The organism is Paenibacillus zanthoxyli JH29 (assembly GCF_000520715.1).
Taxonomy (GTDB): Bacteria; Bacillota; Bacilli; order Paenibacillales; family Paenibacillaceae; genus Paenibacillus_AQ; species Paenibacillus_AQ zanthoxyli.
Map to the genome: position 1 here is coordinate 1 of NZ_ASSD01000431.1, position 3,581 is coordinate 3,581.

5 protein-coding genes and 1 pseudogene are annotated in these 3,581 nt (G+C 54.0%); 3 read left to right on the forward strand and 3 right to left on the reverse strand.

Features of this window, described 5'->3' with window-relative positions; genetic code table 11:
- From L691_RS0116450 to ku, 3 genes are all read right to left on the reverse strand, one after another.
- Positions 1-676, reverse strand: a 676-nt coding sequence (locus L691_RS0116450; protein WP_025691536.1) for a DNA polymerase domain-containing protein, incomplete at its 3' end; no start/stop codon positions are given.
- Positions 677-694: 18 nt separating this feature from the next.
- Positions 695-1,651, reverse strand: a complete 957-nt coding sequence (locus L691_RS0116455; protein WP_025691537.1) for an ATP-dependent DNA ligase — start codon at positions 1,649-1,651, stop codon at positions 695-697.
- Between the two features lie 8 nt (positions 1,652-1,659).
- Entirely contained in the window at positions 1,660-2,658 is a 999-nt protein-coding gene (gene ku, locus L691_RS0116460) for a non-homologous end joining protein Ku (RefSeq protein ID WP_025691538.1), read from the reverse strand.
- Positions 2,659-2,875: 217 nt separating this feature from the next.
- Here ku and L691_RS32080 point away from each other — a divergent pair, with 217 nt between their 5' ends.
- The 3 genes and pseudogenes from L691_RS32080 to L691_RS32085 all read left to right on the forward strand — a co-directional run.
- A complete protein-coding gene (locus L691_RS32080; protein ID WP_156934259.1) occupies positions 2,876-3,025 on the forward strand; it encodes a hypothetical protein in 150 nt (49 codons plus the stop codon).
- 4 nt (positions 3,026-3,029) lie between these two features.
- Complete coding sequence (locus L691_RS0116470) at positions 3,030-3,221, forward strand: H-type small acid-soluble spore protein (protein ID WP_025691539.1); 192 nt, start codon at positions 3,030-3,032, stop codon at positions 3,219-3,221.
- A 192-nt stretch (positions 3,222-3,413) separates the two neighbouring features.
- Positions 3,414-3,581, forward strand: a pseudogene (locus L691_RS32085) (multidrug resistance efflux transporter family protein); the annotation flags it as partial.

The following is a 3,581-nucleotide window of genomic DNA, read 5'->3' on the forward strand; positions in this document are numbered from 1 at the left end:
CGTAATGCTGAAGGTAATCGAAATAGATTTTGTCGCCGCGCTGTTTCTTCAGCCGCTCCAGCGTGAACAGCTCCGGATGCTTCTCAGTCACATACCTGCCGACAAAATGTCCGACCTTCCTAAGCTCATCAAAGGTAACTCCGGATCGGATCGGGACGATAATCTGCACGCCGGTCGCTCCCGAAGTCTTCGGCACTGAAGCCAGTCCGAGCGAATTCAGCACGTCTCCGACAATGGCCGCTGCCTCCATGATGCGAGGCTCAACCTCCCGCGAAGGATCAATATCAATCATCCATTCACACGGCAGGCTGCTGCCTGCGTAATGCAGCGAGGGATGATATTCCAGAGCGGCCGAATTGCCGAGCCAGAGCAGTCCGGGCAGCCCGTCCAGCGTAATATAGTTGATGCCGTCATGCATGACAGTGCGAATATAGGGCGGCAGCGGGTCCGGGGCGTTTTTCTGGTAAAAGGACTTTCCGGTGACTCCGTGCGGGTAGCGTATGACCGTAAGCAGCCGTTGATTAAGATAGCGCAGCAAGTATGGCGACAGGGCGGCAAGCTTTTCCAGATAGATGCGTTTGGTTATTCCCTGTTCGGGCCACAGCGGCTTATCCGGATTGGTGATGGAGACTTCCTGCCCTTCAATGGTGATGGAGCCTTTGACGGCGGTTGGCATATCAGCATTCCTCCTTCCTCAGACTTCCGCCAAACGTTCCGGCAGCCGGCATTCTTCAGGTGAAATATCGACTCTTGCCTGAATGCTGGGTTGGCGCAGTGTACCGGATGTGTTCCATTCTAAAAAGTGGATCTTGAATACCAGCTCCGGCCTGATCCAGAACGCGCCCTTGACCCGCTGCGGCAGGGAAGCAAACGGCATATCGCCTATGGCAAGGCTGTGCGCGAGAGAGGTTAAATCCCGCCAATCCTTCACGGTCAGCTTCCCTGTTCCCGCATGTCCGATATAATGGAGCCGCCCGTCAGCGTCATACAAGCCGAGCAGCAGAGCGTTAACGATGCCGTCCCGAAACGTGACGCCTCCAGCGACGGCATTGAGATCGAAAATGATTTTGCGCTTAAGCCAGCGTTTGTCTTTTCCGCCCGGTGTATAGAGGCTCGTAAGCTCCTTGCAGACAATACCCTCAAGCCCGTTGGCCCTGGCAGTGGACAAGAGCGCGGCGGGATCGCTGTAGCTCGGCACGGTCTGCACATGCGGGTGAGGCAACAGTATTTCTTCCAGCAGATGCTGACGTTCGGATAACGGCCGGTCAAGAAGCCATTCTCCGTTGCAGTATACAATGTCGAACACCATGTACAGAACCGGAATCTGCCGCACCATGGAAGCAATGGCGGAATCTTTCTTCAGACTGTCCCGGCGCATGATCTCATGAAAGGACGGCTTTCCTCCGCTGAGGGCGATGATTTCACCATCCAAAATCGCGGAAACGGCCCTGCAGTAGCGGCCAGCATCGGCGAGTTCAGGATACTGTCTTGTGCGGTTATTTCCCCGCCGGTTGATCAGTTCGGTGGAATTTCCGTCATAGTAGGAGACCATGCGGACGCCATCCCATTTGATCTGGGCAATCCACTGATCTCCCTCGGGCAGCCGGTCTGTCATTAGCGGCTCAAACGGAATGATGGGCTGAAATTTCATAGGCGATCCTACGATACCGTCTGCTTGCTCTTTGCGCTGCGGCGTTTCGGCTTGGGTGCGATTACGGGGTCGGCATCGGGAAGCGGAACTGCCGCCTCGTTTGCCGCCGCGCTTCCGTCAGCTCCCGCGCCCGGTGCGGGCTCGCCGGAATCTTTCGGCGCAGCTTTTTTTCGTCCGACTGCCGCTTTGCGCGGTTTGGCGGCGACAGCTCCCGGCGATGTTCCCGGATCGGACGGAACATGCTGCACTGCCTTGATGCTGGCCTGAAGCGCGGCCATCAGATCGATGACATTGGTTTCCTGCCGCGCCGGAGCAATGCGGATTTCTTCACCGGCCACTTTGCTTGCAATCAGATCAAGCATCCGCTTGCGGTAATCATCCGTATATTTCTCCGGTTCGAATGGAGTCGACAGCTGAGAAATGAGCAGCTTGGCCATATCCAGCTCTTTGTCGTTTACCGCTCCGGCTTCCGGCAGGCTCGGCACTTGGGAGACGGGCCGGATCTCATCCGGATAGAACATCGTTTCAATGGAGAGACAGTTCTCCAGCACCCGAATAGCCGCAAGGCTGCTTTTGGAGCGGATCGATATTTTGGCGACTCCGATTTTCCCCGTCTGGCGCATCGCCTCCATCAATAGCCGGTAAGCGCCTGCCCCGGCCTGATCAGGAGACAAATAATACGTTTTTTGAAAATAAATCGGATCGATATCCTTCAAATCCACAAAGTCAAGAATCGTAATATTCTTGGTGCTTTCTTCCGTCAGCGCGTCAAGCTCGTCCTTGTCGAAGATCACGAATTTCCCTTTTTCATACTCATAGCCCTTGCCGATTTCCTCCCAGGCCACTTCCTTGTCGCAGACAGGGCATTTACGCACATAGGACAAGGGGCTGCCGCATGCTTTGTGAATATAACGCAGCGATACATCTTTATCTTCGGTGGCCGAGAACATTTTGACCGGCACATGTACAAGCCCGAAGCTGATGGCGCCTTTCCAAACGGTATGCATTGAATAACACCTCATTTTTTAAAGTCATAAGCGCAGTCCTCATTTTGTGGGGCTAACTGAAAAATTCGGCTTTGGCTTAGTATGAGCGGCGGGTGTCTTTTTACACCTTGAAGAATTTCGGTTAAGCCGGTCCTTTGCATAGATTGGTTCACGGCTGGGGAACATAACACCGTCCGATTACGGCAAATCTTGGCGCGACGAGATAGGGGAAATGCGGATGGACAGCGGATGGCAGGAAAAAGAGAGCGGTTCGGAAATACCCGGAACTTCGGTGGACTGGGAAGAGCTTACCGCCCGGCGGCGGGAAGAGGATATTGTTCCAGGGACGGACAATCTGGACGCGGATCAGCTTACAAGGGAGGAATAAAGGAATGGACGTACAACGGGCGCAGGATATTTTCGCTTCCAAAGATAACATCGCTGTACATCTTGACGGGAAGCCCGTTTGGATTGAGCATGTGGATGCCGCAAACGGCATGGCGACGGTTCAGGTCGGCTCGCGGCCGACGGATGTGCATACGGTTGGCGTGGACCGGCTGGAAGAGCAAAAGCAGAAGCATTGACAAGACTCTGACAAAATAATTTTGCAGCAAAAATCAGCAGTGCGAATGAGAGTAAATCAGTCTCATATTAACGTAAAATGGCGCCTTCCTATTCTCTGCGGCAGCAGGATGGAGGCGTTTTTTGGTATAGACATAGAGGTTGATGTTGTTATAATTTTGATAAAACAAGATACAGAGAAATGAGCTGATGATTTGAGACCGTTGCTGCTTGGCGTCTGTTCGGCGCTGTTTTTTGCCATTACCTTCGTATTAAACCGCCGGATGGAGCTGTCTGGAGGAAGCTGGGCTTGGAGCTCCTCGCTGCGGTATTTGTTTACGCTGCCCTTTCTGCTGGCCCTTGTGGCCGGACGCCGCAGGCTG

What these genes read in the sequence shown, in the direction of transcription:
- ku (WP_025691538.1), bottom strand. Translation starts at nt 2,658, where the DNA reads ATGCATACCGTTTGGAAAGGCGCCATCAGCTTCGGGCTTGTACATGTG.
- L691_RS0116470 (WP_025691539.1), top strand. Translation starts at nt 3,030, where the DNA reads ATGGACGTACAACGGGCGCAGGATATTTTCGCTTCCAAAGATAACATC.
- L691_RS32080 (WP_156934259.1), top strand. Translation starts at nt 2,876, where the DNA reads ATGGACAGCGGATGGCAGGAAAAAGAGAGCGGTTCGGAAATACCCGGA.
- L691_RS0116455 (WP_025691537.1), bottom strand. Translation starts at nt 1,651, where the DNA reads ATGAAATTTCAGCCCATCATTCCGTTTGAGCCGCTAATGACAGACCGG.